Source organism: Bacillus sp. FDAARGOS_527 (assembly GCF_003812125.1).
Lineage (GTDB): Bacteria > Bacillota > Bacilli > Bacillales > Bacillaceae_G > Bacillus_A > Bacillus_A paranthracis.
Genome location: NZ_CP033795.1, coordinates 4,156,499 through 4,181,219 on the forward strand (window position 1 = coordinate 4,156,499; position 24,721 = coordinate 4,181,219).

Annotated in this window: 27 protein-coding genes, 1 tRNA gene and 1 other RNA gene; 10 read left to right on the forward strand and 19 right to left on the reverse strand. The window is 39.0% G+C overall.

Annotated elements, in window-relative coordinates:
• Positions 1-27: 27 nt before the first annotated feature.
• Positions 28-678 carry a CPBP family intramembrane glutamic endopeptidase gene (locus EGX95_RS24405; RefSeq protein ID WP_033670318.1) on the forward strand — a complete coding sequence of 217 codons (651 nt, stop codon included), beginning with the start codon at positions 28-30 and terminating at the stop codon, positions 676-678.
• 263 nt (positions 679-941) lie between these two features.
• Here the strand turns inward: EGX95_RS24405 and ssrA are convergent.
• From ssrA to EGX95_RS24440, 7 genes are all read right to left on the reverse strand, one after another.
• Positions 942-1,296: a transfer-messenger RNA gene (ssrA, locus tag EGX95_RS24410) on the reverse strand.
• A gap of 126 nt (positions 1,297-1,422) precedes the next feature.
• Positions 1,423-1,890, reverse strand: coding sequence for an SsrA-binding protein (gene smpB / locus EGX95_RS24415; RefSeq protein WP_001123901.1), 468 nt, complete (start codon positions 1,888-1,890; stop codon positions 1,423-1,425).
• Between the two features lie 125 nt (positions 1,891-2,015).
• The gene (rnr, locus tag EGX95_RS24420; protein ID WP_000391093.1) at positions 2,016-4,436 is read right to left on the reverse strand and encodes a ribonuclease R; all 2,421 of its coding nucleotides are present in this window, start codon (positions 4,434-4,436) and stop codon (positions 2,016-2,018) included.
• Between the two features lie 142 nt (positions 4,437-4,578).
• Positions 4,579-5,319: a carboxylesterase gene (gene estA / locus EGX95_RS24425; protein WP_000761976.1), complete on the reverse strand. Its 741-nt coding sequence runs from the start codon at positions 5,317-5,319 to the stop codon at positions 4,579-4,581.
• Positions 5,320-5,480: 161 nt separating this feature from the next.
• Entirely contained in the window at positions 5,481-5,714 is a 234-nt protein-coding gene (gene secG, locus EGX95_RS24430; protein ID WP_000557262.1) for a preprotein translocase subunit SecG, read from the reverse strand.
• A gap of 94 nt (positions 5,715-5,808) precedes the next feature.
• Complete coding sequence (locus EGX95_RS24435) at positions 5,809-6,501, reverse strand: LrgB family protein (protein WP_000078304.1); 693 nt, start codon at positions 6,499-6,501, stop codon at positions 5,809-5,811.
• Positions 6,498-6,866, reverse strand: coding sequence for a CidA/LrgA family holin-like protein (locus tag EGX95_RS24440; protein WP_000673222.1), 369 nt, complete (start codon positions 6,864-6,866; stop codon positions 6,498-6,500). Before EGX95_RS24440 ends, EGX95_RS24435 begins: the two co-directional genes overlap by 4 nt.
• Before the next feature lie 426 nt (positions 6,867-7,292).
• Between EGX95_RS24440 and EGX95_RS24445 the strand changes: the two genes are divergently transcribed.
• Positions 7,293-8,243 (forward strand): nucleoside hydrolase, encoded by a 951-nt coding sequence (locus tag EGX95_RS24445; protein ID WP_001125031.1) that lies wholly within the window; start codon positions 7,293-7,295, stop codon positions 8,241-8,243.
• 51 nt (positions 8,244-8,294) lie between these two features.
• On the opposite strand, the gene eno is transcribed toward EGX95_RS24445, so the two are convergent.
• The 9 genes from eno to EGX95_RS24490 all read right to left on the reverse strand — a co-directional run bounded on the left by eno (position 8,295) and on the right by EGX95_RS24490 (position 17,350).
• Entirely contained in the window at positions 8,295-9,590 is a 1,296-nt protein-coding gene (gene eno / locus EGX95_RS24450; RefSeq protein ID WP_000103957.1) for a phosphopyruvate hydratase, read from the reverse strand.
• A 30-nt stretch (positions 9,591-9,620) separates the two neighbouring features.
• Positions 9,621-11,150, reverse strand: coding sequence for a 2,3-bisphosphoglycerate-independent phosphoglycerate mutase (gene gpmI / locus EGX95_RS24455; protein ID WP_001231150.1), 1,530 nt, complete (start codon positions 11,148-11,150; stop codon positions 9,621-9,623).
• Complete coding sequence (gene tpiA, locus EGX95_RS24460; RefSeq protein ID WP_001231037.1) at positions 11,147-11,902, reverse strand: triose-phosphate isomerase; 756 nt, start codon at positions 11,900-11,902, stop codon at positions 11,147-11,149. The genes gpmI and tpiA overlap by 4 nt, the downstream gene beginning before the upstream one ends.
• Before the next feature lie 32 nt (positions 11,903-11,934).
• A complete protein-coding gene (locus EGX95_RS24465) occupies positions 11,935-13,119 on the reverse strand; it encodes a phosphoglycerate kinase (protein ID WP_001036343.1) in 1,185 nt (394 codons plus the stop codon).
• 139 nt (positions 13,120-13,258) lie between these two features.
• Positions 13,259-14,263, reverse strand: coding sequence for a type I glyceraldehyde-3-phosphate dehydrogenase (gene gap / locus EGX95_RS24470; RefSeq protein ID WP_000161231.1), 1,005 nt, complete (start codon positions 14,261-14,263; stop codon positions 13,259-13,261).
• 26 nt (positions 14,264-14,289) lie between these two features.
• Entirely contained in the window at positions 14,290-15,318 is a 1,029-nt protein-coding gene (cggR, locus tag EGX95_RS24475) for a gapA transcriptional regulator CggR (protein ID WP_001258187.1), read from the reverse strand.
• Positions 15,319-15,453: 135 nt separating this feature from the next.
• Complete coding sequence (locus tag EGX95_RS24480; RefSeq protein WP_000869738.1) at positions 15,454-15,699, reverse strand: glutaredoxin family protein; 246 nt, start codon at positions 15,697-15,699, stop codon at positions 15,454-15,456.
• 9 nt (positions 15,700-15,708) lie between these two features.
• Positions 15,709-17,016, reverse strand: a complete 1,308-nt coding sequence (rpoN, locus tag EGX95_RS24485) for an RNA polymerase factor sigma-54 (protein ID WP_000647983.1) — start codon at positions 17,014-17,016, stop codon at positions 15,709-15,711.
• A gap of 258 nt (positions 17,017-17,274) precedes the next feature.
• A tRNA-Arg gene (locus tag EGX95_RS24490) sits at positions 17,275-17,350 on the reverse strand.
• A gap of 203 nt (positions 17,351-17,553) precedes the next feature.
• On the opposite strand from EGX95_RS24490, the gene EGX95_RS24495 reads away from it, so the two are divergent.
• The 8 genes from EGX95_RS24495 to clpP all read left to right on the forward strand — a co-directional run bounded on the left by EGX95_RS24495 (position 17,554) and on the right by clpP (position 22,138).
• Entirely contained in the window at positions 17,554-17,760 is a 207-nt protein-coding gene (locus EGX95_RS24495; RefSeq protein WP_000216164.1) for a DUF1657 domain-containing protein, read from the forward strand.
• A gap of 93 nt (positions 17,761-17,853) precedes the next feature.
• Positions 17,854-18,339, forward strand: a complete 486-nt coding sequence (locus EGX95_RS24500; protein ID WP_001170597.1) for a YhcN/YlaJ family sporulation lipoprotein — start codon at positions 17,854-17,856, stop codon at positions 18,337-18,339.
• Between the two features lie 29 nt (positions 18,340-18,368).
• Positions 18,369-18,845, forward strand: coding sequence for a stage V sporulation protein AC (spoVAC, locus tag EGX95_RS24505; RefSeq protein ID WP_000095403.1), 477 nt, complete (start codon positions 18,369-18,371; stop codon positions 18,843-18,845).
• Positions 18,846-19,862: a stage V sporulation protein AD gene (spoVAD, locus tag EGX95_RS24510; RefSeq protein ID WP_123805763.1), complete on the forward strand. Its 1,017-nt coding sequence runs from the start codon at positions 18,846-18,848 to the stop codon at positions 19,860-19,862.
• Positions 19,859-20,209, forward strand: a complete 351-nt coding sequence (spoVAE, locus tag EGX95_RS24515) for a stage V sporulation protein AE (protein ID WP_000575919.1) — start codon at positions 19,859-19,861, stop codon at positions 20,207-20,209. The genes spoVAD and spoVAE overlap by 4 nt, the downstream gene beginning before the upstream one ends.
• 9 nt (positions 20,210-20,218) lie before the next feature.
• The gene (locus tag EGX95_RS24520) at positions 20,219-20,425 is read left to right on the forward strand and encodes a DUF1657 domain-containing protein (RefSeq protein WP_000215908.1); all 207 of its coding nucleotides are present in this window, start codon (positions 20,219-20,221) and stop codon (positions 20,423-20,425) included.
• Between the two features lie 20 nt (positions 20,426-20,445).
• On the forward strand, positions 20,446-21,315 hold the full coding sequence (locus EGX95_RS24525) for a DUF421 domain-containing protein (RefSeq protein ID WP_097648714.1): 870 nt from the start codon (positions 20,446-20,448) through the stop codon (positions 21,313-21,315).
• 241 nt (positions 21,316-21,556) lie between these two features.
• Positions 21,557-22,138 carry an ATP-dependent Clp endopeptidase proteolytic subunit ClpP gene (clpP, locus tag EGX95_RS24530; RefSeq protein WP_001049162.1) on the forward strand — a complete coding sequence of 194 codons (582 nt, stop codon included), beginning with the start codon at positions 21,557-21,559 and terminating at the stop codon, positions 22,136-22,138.
• A 314-nt stretch (positions 22,139-22,452) separates the two neighbouring features.
• Here clpP and EGX95_RS24540 read toward each other — a convergent pair whose 3' ends face one another.
• The 3 genes from EGX95_RS24540 to EGX95_RS24550 all read right to left on the reverse strand — a co-directional run bounded on the left by EGX95_RS24540 (position 22,453) and on the right by EGX95_RS24550 (position 24,718).
• Entirely contained in the window at positions 22,453-22,701 is a 249-nt protein-coding gene (locus EGX95_RS24540) for an HPr family phosphocarrier protein (protein WP_000250307.1), read from the reverse strand.
• 23 nt (positions 22,702-22,724) lie between these two features.
• Positions 22,725-23,675: a DNA-binding protein WhiA gene (whiA, locus tag EGX95_RS24545; protein ID WP_000006561.1), complete on the reverse strand. Its 951-nt coding sequence runs from the start codon at positions 23,673-23,675 to the stop codon at positions 22,725-22,727.
• Positions 23,676-23,764: 89 nt separating this feature from the next.
• Positions 23,765-24,718, reverse strand: coding sequence for a gluconeogenesis factor YvcK family protein (locus EGX95_RS24550; RefSeq protein WP_000712175.1), 954 nt, complete (start codon positions 24,716-24,718; stop codon positions 23,765-23,767).
• Positions 24,719-24,721 lie beyond the last annotated feature (3 nt).

Here is a 24,721-nt window from a genome sequence, read left to right on the forward strand (position 1 = left end):
CAAAACAATAAGAAAGAAGGTGTTATTGTGGAAACAAGGATTATAGAAACTGAGAAGAAAATTGATTCAAAATCTCTTTTGGCTTTGGGGTTATTAATCATTTCCGGCATTGTATATCAACTTTTTTCATTTGTAGGGGGTATACCTGGATTATTAAGAATGATTATTGAAGCTTCATGGAATCTTATATTATGTGGAATTATTGGATACTATTTTTTAGGTAAAATATCATTAGAGCAATTTAAACATTTTAATTTTAAGACATTACTTTGGGGGATACCTTTAACGATTATCGTGGGTATGGGTTCCACCTCAATATTCAACTACATTTTTGAACCTGCAACTCAAAATTCTGTCGCTGAAGTAATAAGTATTTCTATGATTTTATTCCGTGTACCATTTATGTTAATGGGCGAAGAGTTGATTTGCACGAATATAATTATTGCATTACAAAAATTAGGATTGAAATTTGGTACAGCATCAATAATATGTAGTGTTTTATTTGCTTTGTGGCATATTCCTGCCTATGGTTTCGTGCCACTGCAGTTATTAATAACTATAATCCCAGCTAGATTAGCACTAAATTATATATGGAAAAATTCAAAGAGTGTTTGGGTAAGTTGGATTTGCCACTTTGTTTTCGATATTTTAGGTTTTTTGCCAATGCTTTTTAAATAAAAAATAACTCTACTTATAAATAACAAACAATAACATAAACAAAAAAAGAACCTTAAGGTTCTTTTTTTACTTATTCTTATTCAGAACATGTAAGGATAGCATCATATCGCTATCAAGCTAATAAAATAAAGGTATGCATTTTCACTATTGGATTCCTATCTTTGGAACCATAAATTTGCCACAAACAAAAAGAACCATAACCTCGCCAACCTAGCAAAGTTATGGTTCATATCATACAAAATAAAAAACCACCAAATATGTATTGGTGGAGACGGTGGGAGTCGAACCCACGTCCAAAAATATCGGCACTTAAGCTTCTACGAGTGTAGTCGATATATTAGCATTTCGCGAACTCTTCGGCCTATCGACAGGCTTCCAAGTTGCTAGTCTGGTTATTCTCTTCCTTTGTCCTCAGACGGCGAACTCCGGCGTAGTCCACTTAGTTTGAGTCCCTTACCCTACCACATGGACGATGGAGGGAGGAACCTTTAGTGCAATTAAGCAGCTAAAGAAAGATTGTTTTGTTTGCCAATTATAGGCTTTGACGTTTTAACGAGGCCGATCCCCTCGACTCGCAACCTAAGCTCGAACTATCCCTGTCGAATCCGTAACGTCCCCATGATAAAAATGGAGCATACGAAGAAAATTTCGTGATAGCTACTAAGAGCTGTTTTTCAATGTGCAACAACCTTACATAAGTTATTATAACATACGCGCGCCGTTTTACAAATGTAAATATCTGTATTACATCTTTTGACGATCACGGAACGCGCGTGCAATTTCACGTTTTGCTTCTTTCTCTTTTAAATCGTGACGCTTATCATATTGTTTCTTACCTTTTGCTAAACCAAGTGCCATTTTCGCAAATCCATTTTTCAAATAGATTTTTAGTGGAACTAATGCATATCCTGTTTCTTTTGCAGCTCCTGCTAATTTATCAATTTCTTTTTTATGCAGAAGTAACTTTCTCGTACGAAGCGGATCGTGGTTGAAACGATTTCCTTGCTCGTACGTACTAATATGCATATTATGAACCCATACTTCACCATTATGTACACGTGCAAACGCATCTTTCAAGTTCACGCGTCCAGCGCGAATCGACTTAATTTCCGTTCCTTGAAGGACAAGCCCTGCTTCGTATGTTTCTTCGATGAAATAATCATGAAATGCTTTTTTATTTTGTGCGATAACCTTACCTGAACCTTTTGGCATATAACGTCCCTCCTCTATTTTTACTATTGTAACAAATGTAAACAAAAAGCGAAAGTGGCTCGCTCTCAAGTCACCAATAAAAAGAAAAAGGCCCCGCTTTTCATCAAAGCGAAGCCACCCTCTTCTTACTTACGCTTTTTCTTCTTCTTCTTGAATCCTGGTACGTTTTCGAAGAATGCTTTTTTCTTCTTGCCGTTACCATCTTTTTTCCCTGGTTGGCTAGCGGACGCGGATGCAGATCCTCTTCCTTTACCTTTGCCACCACGGTCAAATTTTCTACCTGTGCCACGTTCTCCGCCGCGCTCATTACTGCGTTCGCTACGTCCGCCGCGTTTCTTTCTGCCTGTTCTTGGCTGTTCGATAACGACTGGGCGGTCTTTGAACTTACGACGAGGCGTACCTTTCATGCCAACGATTTCAAAGTCGATTGCACGCTCGTCTTTGTTTACGTTAATAACGCGAATTGTAATTTCGTCACCGATGCGGAATACGTTACCTGTACGTTCTCCGATCATTGCGAAATGCTGCTCATCATAACGGTAGTAATCATCCGTTAAGTAGCTAACGTGTACAAGACCTTCAATTGTATTTGGAAGCTCTACGAATAAACCGAAGTTTGTTACAGAGCTAATCATACCGTCATACTCTTCGCCGATCTTATCAAGCATATATTCTGCTTTTTTCAGCTCGTCTGTTTCACGTTCTGCTTCAACTGCACGACGCTCCATATTAGAAGAGTGCTCTGCAATCTCAGGTAATTTTTCACGCCATTTTGCTTGTGTTTCATTGTCGACTTTACCGTTAATGATGTATTCACGAATTAATCGATGAACAATCGTATCTGGGTAACGACGAATTGGTGATGTGAAATGTGTGTAGAACTCAGTTGATAAACCGAAATGTCCTAAGCTTTCTGCATCGTAACGTGCTTGCTTCATAGAACGAAGCATTACTGTCGAAATGACTACTTCTTCTGGTTGCCCTTGAACCATTTCAAGAATTTGTTGTAGCGCACGAGGGTGTACTTCATTTGCACGTCCTTTTACTGCATATCCGAAGTTCGTTACAAACTCGAAGAAACGCTCTAACTTATCTTCTTTCGGATCTTCATGGACACGGTACATGAATGGTACGTTCATCCAGTGGAAATGCTCTGCTACTGTTTCGTTCGCGACAAGCATAAATTCTTCAATTAACTTCTCTGATACAGAACGATCACGCATAACAACGTCTGTCGGTTTTCCTTCTTCATCTACTAATACTTTCGCTTCTTTAAAGTCAAAGTCGATTGCCCCGCGGCGCATACGTTTTTCACGTAAAATTTGTGCCAATTGGCCCATCTCTTTAAACATCGGTACGAGCGGCTCATAGCGTTTATTTAATTCTTCGTCCTCATCTTCTAAAATGCTTCTTACGTCAGCATACGTCATACGCTCTGTCGTTTTAATTACACTTTGGAAAATCTCGTGTTTAACAACGTCACCTAAATTATTGATTTCCATTTCACAAGATAACGTCAGACGGTCTACTTTCGGATTTAATGAACAAATACCGTTAGATAGACGATGCGGAATCATCGGAATTACACGGTCAACAAGATATACACTCGTCGCTCTTTCCGCTGCTTCTACATCAATTGGAGAACCTTCTTGAACGTAATGACTTACGTCCGCAATGTGAACACCAAGCTTGTAGTTACCGTTCTCAAGTTTCGTTACTGTAACAGCGTCATCTAAATCTTTTGCGTCTGCACCGTCAATCGTTACGATCATTTGGTCACGTAGGTCACGGCGATCTTTTAAATCTTCTTCTGAAATCGTTTCTGGTACACTGTTTGCGTGCTCCATCACTTCTTCAGGGAACGCTAAAGGCAAATGATGTTTATGGATAACAGATAAAATATCTACTCCTGGATCATTTTTATGACCTAGAATTTGAATAACTTCACCTTCTGCACTTAAACGATTCTCTGGATAGCTCGTAATTTTCACAACTACTTTATGACCTTCTACAGCACCCATTGATGCGCTTTTCAATACGAAAATGTCACTTGTCCAGCGTTTATTGTCAGGTATAACAAATCCAAAGTTTTTCGATTCTGTATATGTACCAACTAACTCTTTCGTTCCGCGTTCTAAAATGCGTACAATGGAACCTTCTTGACGCGAACCACTCGATTGGGAACTAAGGCGTGCTAATACTGTATCGCCGTGAAGTGCACCGTTTAATTCTGTAGGCGGGATGAAAAGATCATCGTCTCCTGTTTTCTTCTCGTCTGGTACAACAAATGCAAAACCACGCGCATGTCCAATTAACTTACCACGTATTAAATTCATCTTTTCAGGAAGACCGTAACGGTTGCTACGAGTACGAATAACAAGTCCCTTTTCTTCCATCGTTACAAGCGCCTTTACAAAATCTTTAAAGCCCTCAGAACCTTCAATTCCAAATGCCTCTTCTAACTCTTGTATCGTTAGCGGTTTATACGCTTCTTCTCTCATAAATAATAACAACTTATCAATATGTTCTTGTATGATTTCTTCCAAGCAAAAATACCTCCTTTAAAACCTTATATTATTTAGTGTATCCGAAAGATAGGGGATGTATAAAGCGAAACTTCAATACGCCCCTTATGATTTTTACAGTTTTCACAAAAAATTCCTTATGAAAAAAAGAGGCAACTAGATCTTACCAATCTAGTTGCTCCAAGAAGTTATATACATCCTCATGTAGCTCGTCACGCTGCTTATCAAGTGTAATGACATGCGTAGAGTCTTCATACCATTTAATGTCTTTTAACGTTGATTCTACACCGTTATAAATAATGTTCGCACTATCTGTATTAATCATTTCATCATGACGCGCTTGTACAACAAATGTTGGTGCATAAATCATGTCCACATTGTTACGTACGTCAGCAATTAATTGTTGTAATGCTTTTAATGTATTCATCGGTGTCTTTTGGAATTCCAACATTTCTTGTTCGATTTGCTCTGGTGATTTTTGCTCACGCTTTTTATATTCGCGGGCATATGCCAATATACCTTGGTACATCGTTTCTTCACTCTTAATATACATTGGTGCACACATTGGTACTACACCTAAAACCGGTACTGTATAACCTAATTTTAGTGAAAATACTCCGCCAAGTGACAATCCAACGACAGCAATTTTCTCAAAACCTTTATCTTTTAAAAGCTGATATGCCTCCGTTACATCTTGCCACCAATCTTCAGGACCTGTATGAACAAGCTCTTCTGGTGGTACACCGTGCCCTTTATAAATTGGGGCATGACAAGTGTAGCCTTTCTTTTCTAAGAAACGCCCTAACATACGTACATCAGCTGAGTTTCCTGTGAATCCATGTAGTAATAAAACAGCGCGGTCTCCACCCTCAAATGTAAATGGTTTCGGAGATGCTAATTTCATCATGTACTTCTCCTCTTTCTCTTCTGTAATCTAGTCGTATTCTTTCTATATCTAGTGTACCATATTTATATTTCTATAATCTAATTAGAAACATCTTTCAAATGGCAAAACAAAAAAAGAAGAACCATTAGTACATCTTACTAACGCTTCTTCTTTCAATTCTATAAGTTTAAGTACGTAACACCAATTGTTAATGCGAAGAACAATACAGCTAAAACAATTGTAATACGGTTTAATACCGCTTCAATTCCACGTGCTTTTTGCTTACCAAATAATTGCTCTGCACCGCCTGAAATTGCACCTGAAAGGCCTGAGCTATTACTAGACTGCATAAGTACCATAACAATCATTAAAATCGATACAATAATAAGTAAAACGGATAATAACGTATGCACTTGGCGTACCTCCTACAAAGATTCAGTTATTGTAACTGTAGCATAAATTCTATAGAAAAGCGAGAGCTATAAGGTTGCTCTCGCTTTTCTTCCATTACATGAACATCATTGCAAATAGCGGCCCGAGCAAACATGTCAAAATCGCTGTTAATGTCATTGTTACCGATCCAATAACCCCTTCATGTTCATTATTTTTCATCGCTCTCATCACGCCCATAATATGAGAAGCACATCCAAATCCGATACCTTTACCAACTGAGTTTGTAACGCGGCTCCATTTTAATAAAAGCGGGCCGGTAATCGTTCCCGTAATACCTGCAATAACAACGAAGGCTGCTGTTAATGACGGTACACCACCAACTTGCTCTGAAACACTCATCGCAACTGGCATTGTCACTGATTTTGGTAAAGAAGATAAAATTAAGCTTTTATCTGTTCCCATAAGTGACGCAATAGCAAAGTCACTTGCAATGGCAACTGTTGTACCTACTAGTACCCCGCCGGCAATCGGTACAACATATTTTTGAAGAACGTGGCGTTGCTTATAAAGAGGAATTGCAAATGCTACAACACCGGGTCCAAGTAGCTTTGCAATCCAGCCACCACCACTTTCCATATAATGTTGATATGGTATATCAAGCACGATAAATAGGAAAGCCATTAATCCTGTTGCTACAAGCATTGGAATGGTGAATGGTGTTGGAAATAATTTATAGATTTTTTTAGATAATTGATATAATAGCACCGTAAAAAGAACCCAACCGATCCCGATTAATATTTGACTCATCGCGACTCTCTTTCCTTTCTATTCGCAAGATATTGTCCTGTATGTCCTGCGACAATAATAATTAAAAATGTACTCGCTACAACTGTAATGAAAAGAGAAATTCCTTTACTCATAAAAAAAGCACCGTAATTCATTAGGCCAAGCGTTGGCGGAATTAATAAAAACGGCATAATAGCAACGAGTGTTTCTGCTCCTAAATCGAACCATTTCACTGGAAGAACTTTTAGGCTAAGTAAAACAAGTAAGAGGAACATTCCAATCAAACTTCCTGGGATCGGAATATTTAACATTTCTTGTACCCAAGTTCCAACCATATAAAAAACGTAAAGAGCAGCAATTTGGACAAGAATCTTTGTAAATTTCATGTTCATCATCCCTCTTGTTTATACGATCTTCTGTTAATATCTTTATCATAGTATAAATTGTAAAAAGCTGCAATTTATCAACTTGACAGCAAAAAACGCCTATGTTATACGCTTACAACCTTGATATGACTACATTTTCAACAGAAAATTAAGTCAAAAACCTTGACCTAATATAAGAAGTTTTTATTTTCTGAATTTTAAAGGTTGTTATTTCAATAAAATAATCTTTTTACCTTTAAGCTTACATATATATAAAGTGAAACTTTAATCAGTGGGGGGTTCTTTATCCCCCACTGATTATCAGCCCTCACCAATCGGACTTTAATGGGCAGCCCGACCCCACCTAAATTCTTTGCTTTCGCTGAATTTTGAGGTGGGGGTCTTACTGCCCATTAAAGTGGGATAAACAAGATAGGTGGTGAATATATGCCCAAAAAAGTTCTCATTTTTTGTGATCCTGGCATTGATGATACGATGGCTCTCCTCTTAGCGTTCTTTATCGATGAAATAGAAATCATCGGCATTGTTGCTGATTACGGCAATGTTCCAAAAGAGATGGCCGTACAAAATGCTCATTTTCTTAAGAATGAAACAAGGAATAGAAATATTAAGATATTCGGTGGTTCAGAACGCCCTCTTACTGGTGCCCCGCCTGCTTTTTTTACAGAAGTACACGGGAAACAAGGGCTTGGGCCAATTATTCCAAATGGGAATGTGACTAACGGAGAAATGGAGAATTTCTTTGAAGTGATTCCTCTTATTGAACAGTATAAAGATGAATTAATCATTGTAAGTTTAGGAAGACTTACCTCTCTAGCAATTTTATTTATCATGTGCAAACAGTTAATGAAACAAATTAAATCTTACTACGTAATGGGCGGTGCCTTTTTACATCCTGGTAATGTCACCCCTATTTCTGAAGCAAACTTTTATGGCGATCCTACTGCCGCTAATATAGTCCTTCAATCCTCACCTAACATGTACATCTATCCATTAAACGTCACCCAATATTCCATCATTACACCAGAAATGGCTGAGTATATTGAAGCAAAAGGAAAAGCCCCACTCGTCAAACCGTTATTCGATCATTATTACTACGGCTATTATAAAAATGCTCTACCACATTTAAAGGGTAGCCCCTTCCATGACACAATGCCAATACTCGCTTTACTTGATAACTCTATGTTTACGTATCACAAATCCCCTATCGTTGTCATGACAGAATCCTCTGCACAAGGAGCAAGCATAGGGGAATTTCGTTCTTTAGTGAACCAAAAACCATTTATTGATTGGCCGGGTCATCAAATTGCAATTGATTTTGATTATAACAGTTTCTTTAAACATTTCATGTCACTTATGACAGGAGAACAATTTTAGCATAAAAAAAACAGACCGTGATTTCTCACGGTCTGTCGTTATTTTCTACAATTATCGTTTGATGTTGTAGAAAGATTTGATACCATCGTAAACAGCGATTTCGCCTAGTTCGTCTTCGATGCGTAATAATTGGTTGTACTTAGCAATACGGTCAGTACGGCTCATAGAACCAGTTTTGATTTGGCCAGCGTTAGTTGCAACTGCGATGTCAGCGATTGTAGCATCTTCAGTTTCACCAGAACGGTGAGATACAACTGCTGTGTAACCAGCACGTTTAGCCATTTCGATAGCTTCGAAAGTCTCAGTTAAAGTACCGATTTGGTTAACTTTAATTAAGATTGAGTTAGAGATACCTTTTTCGATACCTTCAGCAAGTTTTTGAGTGTTAGTTACGAATAAATCGTCACCAACTAATTGTACTTTGCTTCCAAGACGCTCAGTTAATAATTTGTGACCATCCCAGTCGTTTTCGTCTAAACCATCTTCGATAGAGATGATTGGGAAGTCTTTGCAAAGCTCTTCGTAGAAATCAACCATTTCTGCAGAAGTTAAGCCAGTACGGCCTTCGCCTGCAAGGTCATATTTACCAGTTTCTTTGTTGTAGAACTCAGAAGAAGCAACGTCCATTCCTAAGAATACGTTCTCGCCAGCTTTGTAACCAGCTTTTTCAATAGCTTCGATGATTACTTCTAATGCTTCACGGTTAGAACCAAGGTTTGGAGCGAATCCACCTTCGTCACCTACTGCAGTGTTAAGACCTTTGTCATGTAATACAGCTTTAAGTGCATGGAATACTTCAGCACCCATACGGATTGATTCTTTGAATGTTGGAGCACCAACTGGTAAGATCATGAACTCTTGGAAGTCTACGTTGTTATCAGCGTGAGAACCACCGTTGATGATGTTCATCATTGGAGTTGGTAATTGTTTTGCATTGAATCCACCAAGGTAACGGTATAATGGAAGACCTACGAAGTCAGCTGCTGCGTGAGCTACTGCCATAGATACACCAAGGATAGCGTTAGCGCCTAGTTTACCTTTGTTTGGAGTGCCATCTAATTCGATCATAGCACGGTCGATACCAGCTTGGTCAGTTACGTCGAAACCAACGATTTCTGGAGCGATAATTTCGTTAACGTTGTTTACTGCGTTAACAACACCTTTACCAAGGTAACGAGATTTGTCACCGTCACGTAATTCTACTGCTTCGTGCTCACCAGTAGATGCACCACTTGGTACGATAGCGCGTCCGAAAGCGCCGCTTTCTGTGTAAACTTCTACTTCTACAGTTGGGTTACCACGAGAGTCAAGGACTTCGCGAGCATAAACATCAATAATTGTTGACATAATAAATTCTCTCCTTTTTATATAAGCAAATTATTTAATAATTGTTTTACCTGTCATTTCTTTCGGTTGCTCAACACCAAGAAGTGTAAGCATAGTTGGAGCGATATCACCTAAGATACCACCTTCACGTAATTCTACGTCGTTCTTAGTAACAATGAAAGGAACCGGGTTAGTTGTATGAGCTGTCATTGGCTCTCCGTCAGAAGTTAATTCTTCGTCAGCATTACCATGGTCAGCAGTAATAAGTGCCACACCATCTTTTGCAAGAATCGCTTCTACAACTTTTCCTAAACATTCGTCAGTTGCTTCTACTGCTTTAATTGTTGGTTCCATCATCCCAGAATGGCCAACCATATCACAGTTCGCAAAGTTAAGAATGATAACATCATGTTTATCATTTTCGATTTCATTTACTAAAGCGTCCGTTACTTCGTAAATGCTCATTTCAGGTTTCAAGTCATACGTTGCAACCTTCGGTGAGTTAATTAAGATACGCTCTTCTCCTGGGAATTCAGCCTCACGACCACCGCTAAAGAAGAATGTAACGTGCGGATACTTTTCAGTTTCCGCGATGCGAAGTTGCTTTAATCCCGCTTGCGCAACAACTTCACCTAAAGTGTTATCAAGGTTCATTGGCTTGAATGCCACGTAACCATCTACTGTTTCACTAAAGTGTGTCATACATACGAATTCTGGAATGTGAGGTACTTTTTCACCACGATCGAACTCACGGAAGTCTTCGTTTGTAAATACACGAGCAATTTGAATTGCACGGTCTGGACGGAAGTTATAGAAGATAACTGCATCATCATCATTGATTGTTGCAACTGGCGTGTTATCTTCGTTAACAATTACAGACGGCAATACGAATTCATCGTAGATACCATTTGCATAAGAGTCTTCTACACACTCTTCTGCTGATTTATAAGTAGGTCCTTCACCATTCACCATAGCACGGTAACATTTTTCTACGCGATCCCAACGCTTGTCACGGTCCATGGAGTAATAACGACCAGAGATAGTCGCGAATTGTCCTACTCCTGTTTCTTTAATTACTTCATTTGTTGCATCAATATAGCTTTGTGCTGTTTTTGGTCCAACATCGCGGCCATCTAAGAATGCATGAATGTATACTTTCTCAACGCCTTCTTTAGCTGCTAAGCGAAGAAGAGCAAACATGTGGTTCATGTGACTGTGCACACCACCGTCAGAAAGTAAACCGAATAAATGAAGTGCAGTACCTTTTTCTTTTACGCTTTTAATTGCACTTTGGAACGTTTCGTTCTTATCGAACTCACCTTCACGGATTGCAACGTTTACGCGTGTTAAGCTTTGATATACAATGCGGCCAGCACCGATATTTAAGTGACCAACCTCAGAGTTACCCATTTGACCTTCTGGAAGACCTACTGCCTCGCCACAAGCTGTAAGCGTTGTGTGAGGGAATTTGTTCCAGTAACCATCAAAATTAGGTTTCTTAGCTTGTGCTACAGCATTCCCGTAAGTTTCTTCACGAAGTCCGAAACCGTCAAGAATGATTAAAGCTGTTGGCTTTCTCATTTTACCGCCCCCAGAAGACCTAAGAACGAAGCAGGCTCTAAGCTAGCACCGCCAACTAAAGCGCCGTCGATGTCAGATTGTGCCATGTACTCTTTAATGTTTTCTGGTTTTACGCTACCGCCGTATTGGATACGAACAGCTTCTGCAGCAGCTGGAGAAACAGCTTCTGCAACAACTTTACGGATGTGCGCACATACTTCGTTTGCATCTGCAGAAGAAGAAGATTTACCTGTACCGATAGCCCAGATTGGCTCATAAGCGATAACAGTTGCTTTAACTTGCTCTTCAGTTAAACCTGCAAGTGCTTTTGTCACTTGACCTGCTACTAGATCAAATGTTTTTCCGCTTTCGCGCTCTTCTAAAGTCTCACCACAACATACGATTGGTGTTAAACCATGTTCAAATGCTGCGATAGTCTTTTTGTTTACTGACTCATCTGTTTCAGCAAACATTTCACGACGCTCAGAGTGGCCAAGTACTACATAGCCAACTTTTAAGTCGCTAAGTGCTACTGGGCTAATTTCGCCAGTGAACGCACCATTTTTTTCGAAGTGCATGTTTTGTGCACCTACTTGTAAATCAGTTCCTTCAGTCGCTGCTACAAGGCGCTCTAAGAATAGAGCTGGAGAGCAAACTACTGCATCAACAGCTGAAGCTGCTGGGATTTGACCTTTAACTTCCTCTACGAAGCTAACTGCTTCAGATAGAGTTTTATTCATTTTCCAGTTACCTGCGATAATTGGTTTACGCATGCTTTGCACCGTCCTTTTTCTTTGGCTGCTACTTATTTGTCGTTAAGACAAACTACACCTGGAAGCTCTTTACCTTCCATGAATTCTAATGACGCACCGCCGCCAGTAGAAATGTGGCTCATTTTATCAGCCATACCGAATTTTTCAACAGCTGCTGCAGAGTCACCACCGCCGATAACAGAGTATGTACCTTCTGCATCTGCTAATGCTTGTCCTACTGCTTTTGTACCTTGTGAGAATGGAGTCATTTCGAATACACCCATTGGTCCATTCCATACAACAAGCTTAGAGTTTTTAATTACATCTGCATAAATTTCACGTGTTTTAGGACCGATGTCCACGCCTTCCCAGTTAGAAGGGATAGAATCGATATTAACGATTTTAGTTGTTGCAGTTTCAGAGAATTCCTCAGTGATTACAACATCAACTGGCATGTAGAAGTTTACGCCTTTTTCTTTTGCAAGTTGCATAAATTCTTTTGCTAGTTCAATCTTGTCGTCTTCACATAGAGATAGACCAATTTCATGACCTAAAGCTTTAACGAATGTGTAAGCAAGTCCGCCACCGATGATTAAGTTATCTACTTTGTCTAATAGATGACGAATTACACCGATTTTATCTTTTACTTTCGCACCACCGATGATAGCTGTGAATGGACGATCTGGGTTAGAAAGTGCTTTTCCAAGAACATCTAACTCTTTTTCCATTAGTAAACCAGATACTGCTGGTAGGTAGTCCGCGATACCTGCTGTAGAAGCATGAGCACGGTGAGCTGCACCGAATGCATCGTTTACGAAGATGTCAGCAAGAGCTGCAAATTCTTTCGCAAGTTCTGCATCGTTCTTTTCTTCGCCCGCATAGAAACGTACGTTTTCAAGAACTAATACGTCGCCTTCGTTCATTGCTGCAACCATTTCTTGTGCAACTGGTCCGAATGCTTCGTCTGCTTTTTTAACATCTTTACCAAGAAGCTCGCCTAAACGTGCTGCTACTGGAGTAAGACGTAATTCTTCTACTACTTGACCTTTTGGACGGCCTAAGTGGCTTGCTAAAATAACTTTCGCACCTTGCTCTACTAAATATTGAATTGTAGGAAGAGCTGCACGGATACGAGTTTCATCTGTAATTTTGCCTTCTTTCATAGGTACGTTGAAGTCAACGCGGCAAAATACACGCTTACCTTTTAAATCTACGTCACGAATTGATTTTTTGTTCATTGGATTTCCCTCCGACTACTAGTTAGGATTGACAAAACCCACTCAAAAGCTTAACACATTTGCTTTTAAAACGAAAGAAGAGAGAGAGGGAACAAACCCTCTCCCTCGTTTTGTCATTGATAACTTATATAATTAAGAATTAAAGACCTTTTGAAGTCATGTAAGCTGCTAGGTCTACTACGCGGTTAGAGTAACCAGTTTCGTTATCGTACCAAGAAAGTACTTTAACCATGTTACCTTCCATTACCATTGTAGATAATGCATCGATTGTAGAAGAAGCTGTACATCCGTTATAGTCGATAGATACTAATGGCTCTTCGCTGTATCCAAGGATACCTTTTAATTCGCCTTCAGCTGCTGCTTTGAATGCTGCATTTACTTCTTCAACTGTTACTTCTTTATCAAGTTCAACAACTAGGTCAACTAGAGAAACGTTAGCAGTTGGAACACGTACAGCGCCACCGTTTAATTTACCTTTAAGTTCTGGTAATACTAATGCTACTGCTTTAGCTGCACCAGTAGATGTTGGGATCATGTTTTCAGCTGCTGCACGAGCACGACGTAAATCTTTGTGTGGTAAGTCTAAGATTTGTTGGTCGTTAGTGTAAGAGTGAATTGTTGTCATCATTCCGCGTTTTACGCCGAATTTTTCGTTTAATACTTTAGCGAATGGAGCTAAGCAGTTTGTAGTACAAGAAGCGTTAGATACTACGTTGTGGCTAGCTGCATCGTATTGTTCGTGGTTAACACCCATAACTACAGTGATATCTTCGTCAGAAGCTGGAGCTGAGATGATAACTTTTTTAACTGATCCACCTAAGTGTTTTTCAGCGTCTGCTTTTTTAGTGAAACGGCCAGTAGATTCTACTACGATTTCTACTCCGTAGTCGCTCCATGGTAATTGTGCTGGGTCACGCTCAGCGATAACTTTAATTTCTTTACCGTTAACAACGATGCTGCTTTCGTTAGCAGATACTTCTGCGTTTAAAGTTCCGTGAACTGTGTCATATTTTAAAAGGTGAGCTAAAGTTTTAGCATCTGTTAAGTCGTTGATTGCTACTACTTCTACCTCTGGGTTGTTAAGTGCTGCGCGGAATACGTTACGTCCGATACGTCCAAATCCATTAATACCAATTTTAGTCATTTGAATTTCCTCCTTGGGGGATTATATTAAAGGGTAATACCCTTTGTTAACTGTTTTGCTGCACCTTCATCTGTAATTAGAATTGAAGTGTGCCCTTGTTTAATTACAGCCTGTATTGCCTTTGCCTTTGAAGAACCTCCAGCGACTGCAACAACGTGAGATACATTTTGTAAATCCTCTAGTTGCATACCAACTGTTCTTACTTTATGAACAACATTTCCTTGTTCATTAAAGTAGTAACCGAAAGCTTCGCCAACTGCTTCGCTTGCCTGAATCTTTAACCAATCTGCTTCTGAAGTATTTCTGCGACGTGCCATTGTTAACGCATCACCTATTCCATGAATGACGATATTGGAAGATCGAATCAACTCAAGAACTTCTTTCACGGAAGGCTCTGTCACAATAGACGCATATGCTTCGCTGCTAACATGGTCTGGAACATACAATAAGCGATAATTACTCATCGTATTTTGCGCCATCTTGGCACAAATAGTATTGGCTTCTAACTCGACGCCTTCTCCAATTCCACCACGTGCTGGGACAAATAGCATATGTAAATCTTTGCAATCAAGCTGCATCATGTCCGCAACAGCAGCTAGCGTAGTCCCTCCAGCCACAGCAACGATATTATTCGCTGTCAGACGGTCTTTTATACAAGTCACACAAGCACGGCCCATCTCCAGTTTGACCCAAGGTGATTCATCACTATCACCAGGGACAACGAAAACTTCATCCAAGTCTAATGTTTCCTTAAGTTGCTTTTCTAAAACCTTTAACCCGGAAATTTCTTTCATAAAGTCTTCCAAAGCAAGAACTAAAGCTGTTCCTTCTTCTGTCAATGTCATTCCAGAAGAAGCGACGTGAACTAAGTTTTGTTCTTTCAAAACTTGAACTTCACTTCGCAATACTCGTTCTGTCATACCGAGACTTGCTGATAAGTTTCTTCTTCCAATTGGCTGCATGAGCCTAATGTATTGAAGAATTTGCATTCTCGTTTGCATAACAGGTAGCAGATCAGGTAATAATTTTTTTGTGTTCTGAATCCATGAGCGCATATCTTTTCTCCTCACTACATCGGTTCATTTTCCCTCGTGGTCACTTTACGTCCCGTAGTGACATTTTGTGTCCCACATAGGTTAAAAAAATAATCCCTGCTACGTGTATTATTGTAACAGGAGATAGAAACTTATTCAACTCTTAACTGCATTCTTTATATAGTTTATTATGACACCTTTGTGAATGTTACCATATTCTACTTGTTTTCCGTCTATTTCTACAACCGGAATCATTAGGTGATATTTTTCTAAAAGGTCATTATCTTCATATATATCTATTTCCTCAATTTGAAAAGAATATTCACATTGTACTTCCTGTAAAACTTGTTTCGCCTTCACGCAAAGGCCACAATCATTTTTTGTATACAGTACAACTTTCATCTTCTTCACCTATCCGATTGTTTTTCGTAATGACGACGCTGGGATGTGCATTTGCTCTCTATACTTCGCCACTGTTCTTCGAGAAATAACGATTTCATGCTCTTCTTCTAACAATTTTGAAATCTTTTGATCTGAAAGTGGCTTTTTCTTATTCTCTGCCTCAACAAGCGTTTGAATAAATTGTTTTACACGCTTTGTAGAAACTGCTTCATCTTCAGTAGTCGAAACGGCATTACTAAAGAACGATTTCATCTCAAATAAACCGTGTGGTGTTTGCACATATTTATTTCGCGTTGCACGACTAATTGTCGATTCATGCACGCTTAACTCTTCTGCTACTTCTTTTAAAGCAAGTGGCTTTAAATACTCTGGACCTTTCCAGAAGAAATCACGTTGTTTTTCCATAATAATGGTCATCACTTGCAGAAGGGTTTGTTTTCTCTGTTTTAAACTACGCATAATCCACTGCACATGCTGATACTTTTCTGATACGTAAGATGCCACTTCACTTTCACTATTATTAAGAAGCGCACTATATTCAGAATGAATTTCAATTCTTGGCATATTTCTCTCGTTCATTTGTAAAACGAGACGATCACCATCTTTTTTCACCGCCATATCAGGTACAATATAAAGTGGTTTATCAGAAGAAAACGCAAGACCTGGTTTTGGTTGTAATGACGTTATACAATTTACAGCACTCTGTAATTCCTCATTACTACACTTCAACACTTGAGCGAGCTTTCGCCAATCTTTCTTCACGAAATAAGCGAAATGATCCTCTATAACCTCTTCCGCTAATCCATTCCGCCTTTGTAAGCGCTTCAATTGTAAGGTTAGACATTCCTGAATATTACGCGCCCCTACCCCTGCTGGCTCGAGTGATTGGACAAGCTCTACAGAGCGGTCGACTACATGAAGCGGTGCGGAAAGAAGATTTGCTAACTCTTCGTTCGTCTCTTGTAAATACCCATTTCCATCCATGTTCATAATAATGAAAGAAGCTACTTTTCGCTCTTCTTCCTCTATTTTATAATACTGTATTTGATTTAATAAATGTTGCTGAATCGTTGTAGAATCCACACTGTAGATTTCCATCTGATTCTCGACTTGTTTGCTGGTACTTTTACTTGTGTTAGAGCTCTTTTTCTTCTCCCTCTCAAAACCACCTAACTCAATAAGGGGATTCTCTAACGATTGCTCATACAAAAACTCCGATAATTCTTGTACATTATACTGGAGCATTGTAATCGCTTGCCTTAACTCTTGTGTCATTGCCAAACGTAAGCTTTGTTCTTGTAAAAGACTTGCCTTCAAACTAATCTCCCCCTTGTTTCTATTGTACAATAAGTTTGGTAAAAGGAGAATGCTATCACAGACACCCATTCCAAAATATTATTAATTTATATGTATTAATGAGATTTACAACTTAAAACCGAAATTTGAATAATATTGAAAGAAAATAATAACGGAATTAATTTATAACCAAGTACTAATAGTAAATCTTATTATCAGATATAACAAGAGGGAAATAAAAAAGTCCTAACCTACAAAACGTAAGTTAGGACTTTTTGACGCGCCCAGAGGGATTCGAACCCCCGGCAGACGTGGTACCGGAAACCACCGCTCTATCCGACTGAGCTATGGGCGCATGGTTATAGAAAACACTTCATTTTCTTCTCATAATAATAGCAATAAAATCCATCTAAATCAATAAAAATATCCCCGTAATCCTTTATGACGCTTAGTTATGAGTATATTAACAAAGCACCCCCCTAAATTTTCCAATCATAAATTCACCCCAACTCACAAATTATAATCTTTGAATTGATATTCCAAAGGAGGCTTCATTCAATGACTGTAATTACGAAATTAAAACAAACTGTTTCTGGATTAAAAAGTGCACAAGCTAGCTTAGAGGGATTCGCTCTTGATACGGATAACCAACAAGCTAAGCAACTTTTCCAAACAGCTGCACAGCAAACACAAACGATTATCGATTCTTTAAACCCACGCGTTGAAGAAGTAAAACAAGAAGAACCACAATACTCACAGCAATAACGAATCAGTCTTGCTGTGAAATAGAAAAAGGATGATATGCAGTCATCCTTTTTCTATCACATTACATATTGCAATAGAAATGGAATGATAAATATGCAAAAACTCGGACTCATAACCGTATTATTTGCCCTTCTATTTAGCTCTTTTACCGGATGTGATAATAGTCCTTTAGATAAAAAAGTGAAAGAAGAAGCAAAACGAACGGAGAAAGAGAAAGGTCCAAAGTTAACAAAAACGAGTATGGAATCCTTTAATCAATCTATATCACAAGGAGCCAAGAAAAGAGCTCTCACTATGGATGAAATTATAAAAAGTACAGCAGTAAATTCAAATTTAGATCTCTACATAGCAGTTACACCTGAGCATCACGAAAGATTTGGATTAAAACCTCTCCGTAAGAAGCTCCAAAAGCAGCTAAGTGATGAGCACCCCACTTTCGATGTTCGTGTAAGTACAGATAAAAAAATCTTTATGTTACTTGAAAAGCTTGAAAGAAAAATTAAGGAAAAGAAAATATCTAAAGATGAAATTAATAAACAATTAAAATTCATTGGGAAAAAAATGGAGTCTAACACTTAACGCTTTTTAAAAGAAAAGGAAGGTTTGCAATGTCTAGTAAAGATAAAAACTTAACCCCTGTGCAACAGGAATATAAAAAATTCGAGCAAGAACGCGAACCGAAGCGTCCTGTCTTAAAAAACTGTATAAAAGCCTTTTTCGTTGGTGGTTTCATTTGCCTAATTGGGCAACTCATTTCTACTTTTTATATTACGTATTTCGATTTCACTGAACGCTCAGCAGGGAATCCAACAGTCGCAACTCTTATTTTCATCTCCATGTTATTAACTGGATTTGGTATATACGATCGGTTTGGTCAATTTGCCGGAGCAGGCACAGCTGTACCTGTCACTGGATTTGGTAACTCCGTTATTGCCGCATGTATCGAACACCGCACAGAAGGTTTTGTACTCGGCGTTGGTGGTAACATGTTTAAATTAGCTGGTTCTGTTATTTTATTTGGTGTATTTTCCGCTTTCGTCATCGCACTTATTAAAACGATTCTCGTTCAATGGGGAGGGCTATAAATGTTACAAGGACACCGAACGTGGGTATTTGAAAACAAACCAGTTATTATTTCGACGGGAGTCGTTGGCGGGCCGTTTGAAGCTAAAGGCAAAATTCCAGAAGACTTCGATACCCTCCATGAAGATTTATGGCTCGGACAAGATTCCTATGAAAAAGCACATAAAATTTTGTTCGAAGAAGCTTGTAGCCGCGCCACTGAAAAAGCAGAACTTCGTAAAGACGATATCCAATTTGTACTCGCAGGAGATTTAATTAATCAAATTACCCCTACAAGCTTTGCTTGCCGTACACTGGGCACTCCTTATCTCGGACTATTCGGCGCTTGTTCTACTTCTATGGAAGGTTTAGCACTTGGGGCGAGTATCGTAAATGCAAAAGGCGCAAAATATTTATTAACTGGTGCATCCAGTCATAATACAGCTGTAGAAAAACAATTCCGCTATCCTACCGAATACGGCGGACAAAAGCCACCTACTGCACAGTGGACAGTAACTGGAGCAGGAGCCGCTATTTTAAGTGATACTGGAAACGGCCCTAGGGTAACATCAGCCACAATCGGGCGAGTGGTTGATATGGGATTAACAGATCCGTTTAATATGGGAGGCGCAATGGCTCCAGCCGCCGTCGATACAATTGAGGCCCACCTACGCGAACGCCAAATCGACGCCTCTTACTACGATTTAATCGTAACCGGTGACCTCGGACATGTCGGCCGCGAAATTGCTTATGACTTATTACATAAACACGGAACAAAAGTAACGAGCGAACAGTTTCAAGATTGCGGGCTGCTCATTTATAGAGAAGGGCAACCTGTCATAGCTGGGGCTAGTGGACCAGGATGTTCCGCAACAGTCGTGTACGGTCATTTATTAAACAGAATGAAAAGAGGAGAGTTCAAAAAAATACTTGTCGTTGCGACAGGCGCTTTACTATCTCCACTTACATTCCAACAAGAAGAAACGATTCCGTGCATCGCTCACGCCGTTTCAATTGAATTCGGAGGTGCAACGCAATGATTTTTTTCTGGGCTTTCGTCATTGGCGGACTCATATGTGTAATCGGCCAACTTATGTTTGATGTCGGCAAACTAACACCCGCTCATACAATGGCAACACTCGTTGTTGCTGGAGCTATATTAGATGGATTCAATTTGTATGAACCATTAATTGACTTCGCTGGAGCTGGGGCAACCGTACCTATTACAAGCTTTGGTAATGCCCTCGTTCACGGCGCAATGGAAGAAGCCGCAAAACATGGCATCGTTGGCGTTATTACCGGCATGTTTAAAGTAACAAGCGCCGGTGTATCCGCAGCTATTATTTTCGGCTTCATCGGAGCATTGCTATTCAAACCGAAAGGATAAGGTGTTTGTATGACAGTTATTGCTAGTGTTAAAACCTGCCTTGCTAGTGTAAGGGGGGCTCAAGCAAGTTTAAGCTCCCTTTCTTTAAATTCACAAGATGAAGAATCAAAACGTGTATTTCATGAATGTATGTTAGAAATGGACAGCATCATCGCTGATTTACAGAATAGAGTTTCAGTATTAGAACGTGAAGAACCTCAATATAAAGGGTTTTAAGTAGACTGGAGGAACTGACTATGTCTCACCTACCGGAATGGACACTTGTCATTCTTCGCTCTGTATTCATATTAATTATTTTATTCGCTATTACGAAATGGTTAGGGAAAAGACAAATCTCTCAGCTCTCCTTCTTTGAATACATAGCCGGAATGACAATCGGTGACATCGCTGCCCAAGTATCTACAGGGCTCGATTCAAAATTTTTTCACGGCGTCTTTGCGATACTCATTTTCGCTGTGGTACCTTTTTTAACAGGAATCCTCTCTTTAAAGAACAAAACAGCTCGGGACTTCTTTGAAGGGAAATCTACCGTATTAATAAAAGACGGAAAGATACTCGAAGACAACTTAAAGAAAGAAAAATATACAAGTGATGAATTACTGGAACTTCTCCGTGGAAAAGGTGCTTTCAGCGTAGCTGATGTTGAATTTGCTGTCTTAGAACCGAGCGGAGAATTAAATGTATTATTAAAAAAAGATTCCCAGCCACTTACAGCAAAAGACATCGGTTTAAAAGTAGCAAACGAAAAAGAACCACAAACTGTTATTATGGATGGCAATGTCTTAGATGAACCGCTATCCGCAAGTGGACATAACCGCGCTTGGCTACATGCTGAACTAGAAAAGCTCGGTGTTGTTATCGAAAATGTCTTTCTCGGTCAAGTTGATTCATACGGACAACTAACTATCGACATTTATAATGACAAACTACAAATGCCTTCTCCTCAAAACAAACCTTTATTATTAGCATCATTAAAAAAATGTTATGCTGATCTTGAACTATTTTCCTTAGAAACAAAGTCGAAATCAGCGAGCGAAATGTATAGTAAAAACGCGAAACAAATCGAAAAGATTTTAAATAAAGTAACCTATCTTTTAAAAGAATAGATATCGAAAGAACGCTTCAGTCAAAAGGCGTTCTTTTCTTTTTTTCTACAGTTTTTATAACGTTTAAATTTATGTAATTCGGTTATGATGTTGAAGATACATAAGCAGGGAATTTCAAAAACATAGCGAATATTTCATGGTACAACTACATATTTTTTTGATTTAAAGTGGTTTCGTTTGACCTTTATTGACCATAATTGTATTATAAGACTAAGAAAGCTTTATAAGGAGGAAATAACAGATGAATTTAATTCCTACAGTAATTGAACAAACAAATCGTGGAGAACGCGCTTACGATATTTACTCTCGACTATTAAAAGACCGCATCATTATGCTTGGTAGCGCAATTGATGACAACGTAGCTAACTCAATCGTTTCCCAGCTTTTATTCTTGGAATCTCAAGATCCAGAAAAAGATATTCACATCTACATCAACAGCCCTGGTGGTTCTATCACAGCAGGTATGGCAATTTACGATACAATGCAGTTTATTAAACCGCAAGTATCAACAATCTGTATCGGTATGGCTGCATCTATGGGTGCATTCTTACTTGCAGCAGGTGAAAAAGGAAAACGTTATGCACTTCCAAACAGTGAAGTAATGATTCACCAACCACTTGGTGGTGCACAAGGTCAAGCGACTGAAATCGAAATCGCTGCTAAACGTATTCTATTCTTACGTGAAAAACTAAACCAAATTCTTGCTGACCGCACAGGTCAACCACTTGAAGTGCTACAACGCGACACAGACCGCGACAACTTCATGACAGCAGAAAAAGCTTTAGAATACGGTTTAATCGATAAGATCTTTACAAATCGTTAATAGATATTTAAAGCGGAAGCGGCTTATTTAGAGTCGCTGGAGCTGGATACATAAAAAAGCGCCTATTACAGGGCGCTTTTTTATAGTTAAATCTCCGCACGAACATACCCCACTCAGTATCCCTCTAAATATATCGGCGATTTTTCAAATATATCGACCGTAACTCCAATTATATCGGCGATTATTTTAATATATCGACGTTTCGACACAACTTATCGACTTACCGACAATTCTCGACAAGAACGCACATCTCACATACCCCCACCAACAAGCCCCAAACAACAAAAAAGCTATCGCACATGCGCGATAGCTTCTTATTGTACATATGCAGCTAGTGCCTCTAAAGCCTCTTCTGCATCTGAACCTTCTGTTGTAATTGTTATCATGCTACCAGTACCAATTGCTAAGCTCATAATCCCCATTATGCTCTTTGCATTTACTGTCTTCCCATCTTTCTCGATGAAGATATCTGCATGAAAGCGATTGGCCTCTTGTACAAACAACGCAGCCGGACGTGCTTGTAAACCGTTTTTTAATGAAACCTGAACTCTTTTTTGAACCACAGCTCCATTTCCCCTTTAACCTATTATTTTTTTGCTACCGTTTCCCCCGCGCGTAATTTCTCTGCAATATCATCGATTTTACGCAAACGATGATTAATACCCGATTTACTAATTTTCCCCCCGGATACCATCTCACCTAACTCTTTCAATGTTACATCTTGATAATCTCTTCGTAATTGCGCAATTTCTCGTAGTTTATCCGGCAATATATCAAGGCCAACCGTCTCATCAATATAGCGGATATTTTCAATCTGCCTTAGCGCTGCACCAATTGTTTTATTTAAATTAGCTGTTTCGCAGTTCACTAAACGATTTACAGAATTACGCATATCACGTACAATTCGAATGTCTTCAAATCTTAAAAGTGCATTATGAGCACCTATAATATTTAAAAACTCTGTAATCTTTTCTGCTTCTTTCAAATACGTAATGTACCCTTTTCTTCTTTCCAACGTCTTACTATTTAAATCAAATCCGTTCATCAGTTCACATATAGCATCATTATGTTCCTTATATAACGAAAAGATCTCTAAATGATAAGATGATGTTTCTGGGTTATTTACTGAACCACCTGCTAAAAATGCACCACGTAAATACGATCGTTTACAACATTTCTTCTCAATTAATTCTTGTGATATATTTCGAATAAATGAAAAGTCATCTCGAACGATATGAAGATCAGCTAATATTTCGCGCGACTTCTCAACAAGCCTTACGATATATACATTGTTTTTCTTCAATCGCATTTTTTTACGAACAAGTAATTCTACCGTCACGTCATATCCTTTTTTCAAAAGCGTATAAATCCTTCTTGCAATTGCCGCATTTTCCGTTTGAATATCGATTGATAGACGACGATTTGAAAAAGAAAGCGATCCGTTCATTCGAAGTAACGCTGATAATTCTGCTTTCTCACAGCATTCCTTCATCTCCAGATTCGTCAACTCTTTCTTTGTTTCTGATGCAAATGACACAGTCAACACCTCCTTATACGATTATTGTGGAACAAAAATCTTGTCCTATATGAAATGAGGAGCGTTACCTCAAACGAGGCAACGCACATCTACAACAGTGAATATAAAATAGAAGCTAGTTTTAATGTATCGTGTCTTACAACACGGTCATCATACTTCGCTAATTGATCTTGAATCACATTAATATTATTTTCAGTAAAACGCTCTTCATCTACTACAACTGGCGCTGACATTTCTTCCTCATATAACTGACGTAATTCACAAGGAATATCACGGTTATTTACAATTGCAGTATCGATAAATGGTTCACCTAAATGATCATGTAACGCCTGCACATGATCAAACGCAGTATATCCCATCGTTTCACCAGCTTGCGTCATAACATTACACACATATACCTTCTTCGCTTTTGCAGCAAGAACAGCGTCCCCAATTTTGTTAACAACTAAATTCGGTAATATACTCGTATACAAACTTCCTGGACCGAAAACAAGTAAATCAGCTCGTTTAATCTCAGTCAACGTTTCATGTAACGGCTCTACATCTTCTGGAGTTAAAAAGACACGGTTAATTTTCTTTCCGAAATAAGGAATCTTTGATTCACCTGTTACAATTTCTCCGTCTTCTAGTTCCGCATGTAGTACTGCACTTTGATTCGCTGCTGGTAATACACGTCCTCTAACATTTAAAACTTTACTCGTTTCTGTAATAGCATGGAAGAAGTCTCCTGTAATCGAAGTCATACCTGCCAATAATAAATTTCCTAACGCATGACCTTTCAGCCCATCTCCCGTTGTGAAACGATGCTGAAATAAAGCTTCCACCAGTGGCTCTACATCTGATAACGCAACAAGTACGTTACGAATGTCACCTGGGGGTGGAATTTCTAGCTCATCACGTAATCTACCTGAACTGCCACCATCATCAGCGATTGTAACAACTGCTGTAATATCAACCGGATATTGTTTTAATCCTCGTAATAAAACAGAAAGTCCCGTTCCGCCTCCCATGATAACAATTTTAGGTTTTCTCTCTTTTTTCATCCC

What these genes read in the sequence shown, in the direction of transcription:
- spoVAD (WP_123805763.1), top strand. Translation starts at nt 18,846, where the DNA reads ATGTTACAAGGACACCGAACGTGGGTATTTGAAAACAAACCAGTTATT.
- spoVAC (WP_000095403.1), top strand. Translation starts at nt 18,369, where the DNA reads ATGTCTAGTAAAGATAAAAACTTAACCCCTGTGCAACAGGAATATAAA.
- spoVAE (WP_000575919.1), top strand. Translation starts at nt 19,859, where the DNA reads ATGATTTTTTTCTGGGCTTTCGTCATTGGCGGACTCATATGTGTAATC.
- EGX95_RS24440 (WP_000673222.1), bottom strand. Translation starts at nt 6,866, where the DNA reads ATGAAATTTACAAAGATTCTTGTCCAAATTGCTGCTCTTTACGTTTTT.
- EGX95_RS24525 (WP_097648714.1), top strand. Translation starts at nt 20,446, where the DNA reads ATGTCTCACCTACCGGAATGGACACTTGTCATTCTTCGCTCTGTATTC.
- estA (WP_000761976.1), bottom strand. Translation starts at nt 5,319, where the DNA reads ATGAAATTAGCATCTCCGAAACCATTTACATTTGAGGGTGGAGACCGC.
- EGX95_RS24480 (WP_000869738.1), bottom strand. Translation starts at nt 15,699, where the DNA reads ATGAAAGTTGTACTGTATACAAAAAATGATTGTGGCCTTTGCGTGAAG.
- EGX95_RS24435 (WP_000078304.1), bottom strand. Translation starts at nt 6,501, where the DNA reads ATGAGTCAAATATTAATCGGGATCGGTTGGGTTCTTTTTACGGTGCTA.
- EGX95_RS24495 (WP_000216164.1), top strand. Translation starts at nt 17,554, where the DNA reads ATGACTGTAATTACGAAATTAAAACAAACTGTTTCTGGATTAAAAAGT.
- smpB (WP_001123901.1), bottom strand. Translation starts at nt 1,890, where the DNA reads ATGCCAAAAGGTTCAGGTAAGGTTATCGCACAAAATAAAAAAGCATTT.
- EGX95_RS24445 (WP_001125031.1), top strand. Translation starts at nt 7,293, where the DNA reads ATGCCCAAAAAAGTTCTCATTTTTTGTGATCCTGGCATTGATGATACG.
- cggR (WP_001258187.1), bottom strand. Translation starts at nt 15,318, where the DNA reads ATGCGCTCATGGATTCAGAACACAAAAAAATTATTACCTGATCTGCTA.
- EGX95_RS24550 (WP_000712175.1), bottom strand. Translation starts at nt 24,718, where the DNA reads ATGAAAAAAGAGAGAAAACCTAAAATTGTTATCATGGGAGGCGGAACG.
- eno (WP_000103957.1), bottom strand. Translation starts at nt 9,590, where the DNA reads ATGTCAACAATTATTGATGTTTATGCTCGCGAAGTCCTTGACTCTCGT.
- EGX95_RS24465 (WP_001036343.1), bottom strand. Translation starts at nt 13,119, where the DNA reads ATGAACAAAAAATCAATTCGTGACGTAGATTTAAAAGGTAAGCGTGTA.
- clpP (WP_001049162.1), top strand. Translation starts at nt 21,557, where the DNA reads ATGAATTTAATTCCTACAGTAATTGAACAAACAAATCGTGGAGAACGC.
- gpmI (WP_001231150.1), bottom strand. Translation starts at nt 11,150, where the DNA reads ATGAGAAAGCCAACAGCTTTAATCATTCTTGACGGTTTCGGACTTCGT.
- EGX95_RS24500 (WP_001170597.1), top strand. Translation starts at nt 17,854, where the DNA reads ATGCAAAAACTCGGACTCATAACCGTATTATTTGCCCTTCTATTTAGC.
- EGX95_RS24520 (WP_000215908.1), top strand. Translation starts at nt 20,219, where the DNA reads ATGACAGTTATTGCTAGTGTTAAAACCTGCCTTGCTAGTGTAAGGGGG.
- tpiA (WP_001231037.1), bottom strand. Translation starts at nt 11,902, where the DNA reads ATGCGTAAACCAATTATCGCAGGTAACTGGAAAATGAATAAAACTCTA.
- gap (WP_000161231.1), bottom strand. Translation starts at nt 14,263, where the DNA reads ATGACTAAAATTGGTATTAATGGATTTGGACGTATCGGACGTAACGTA.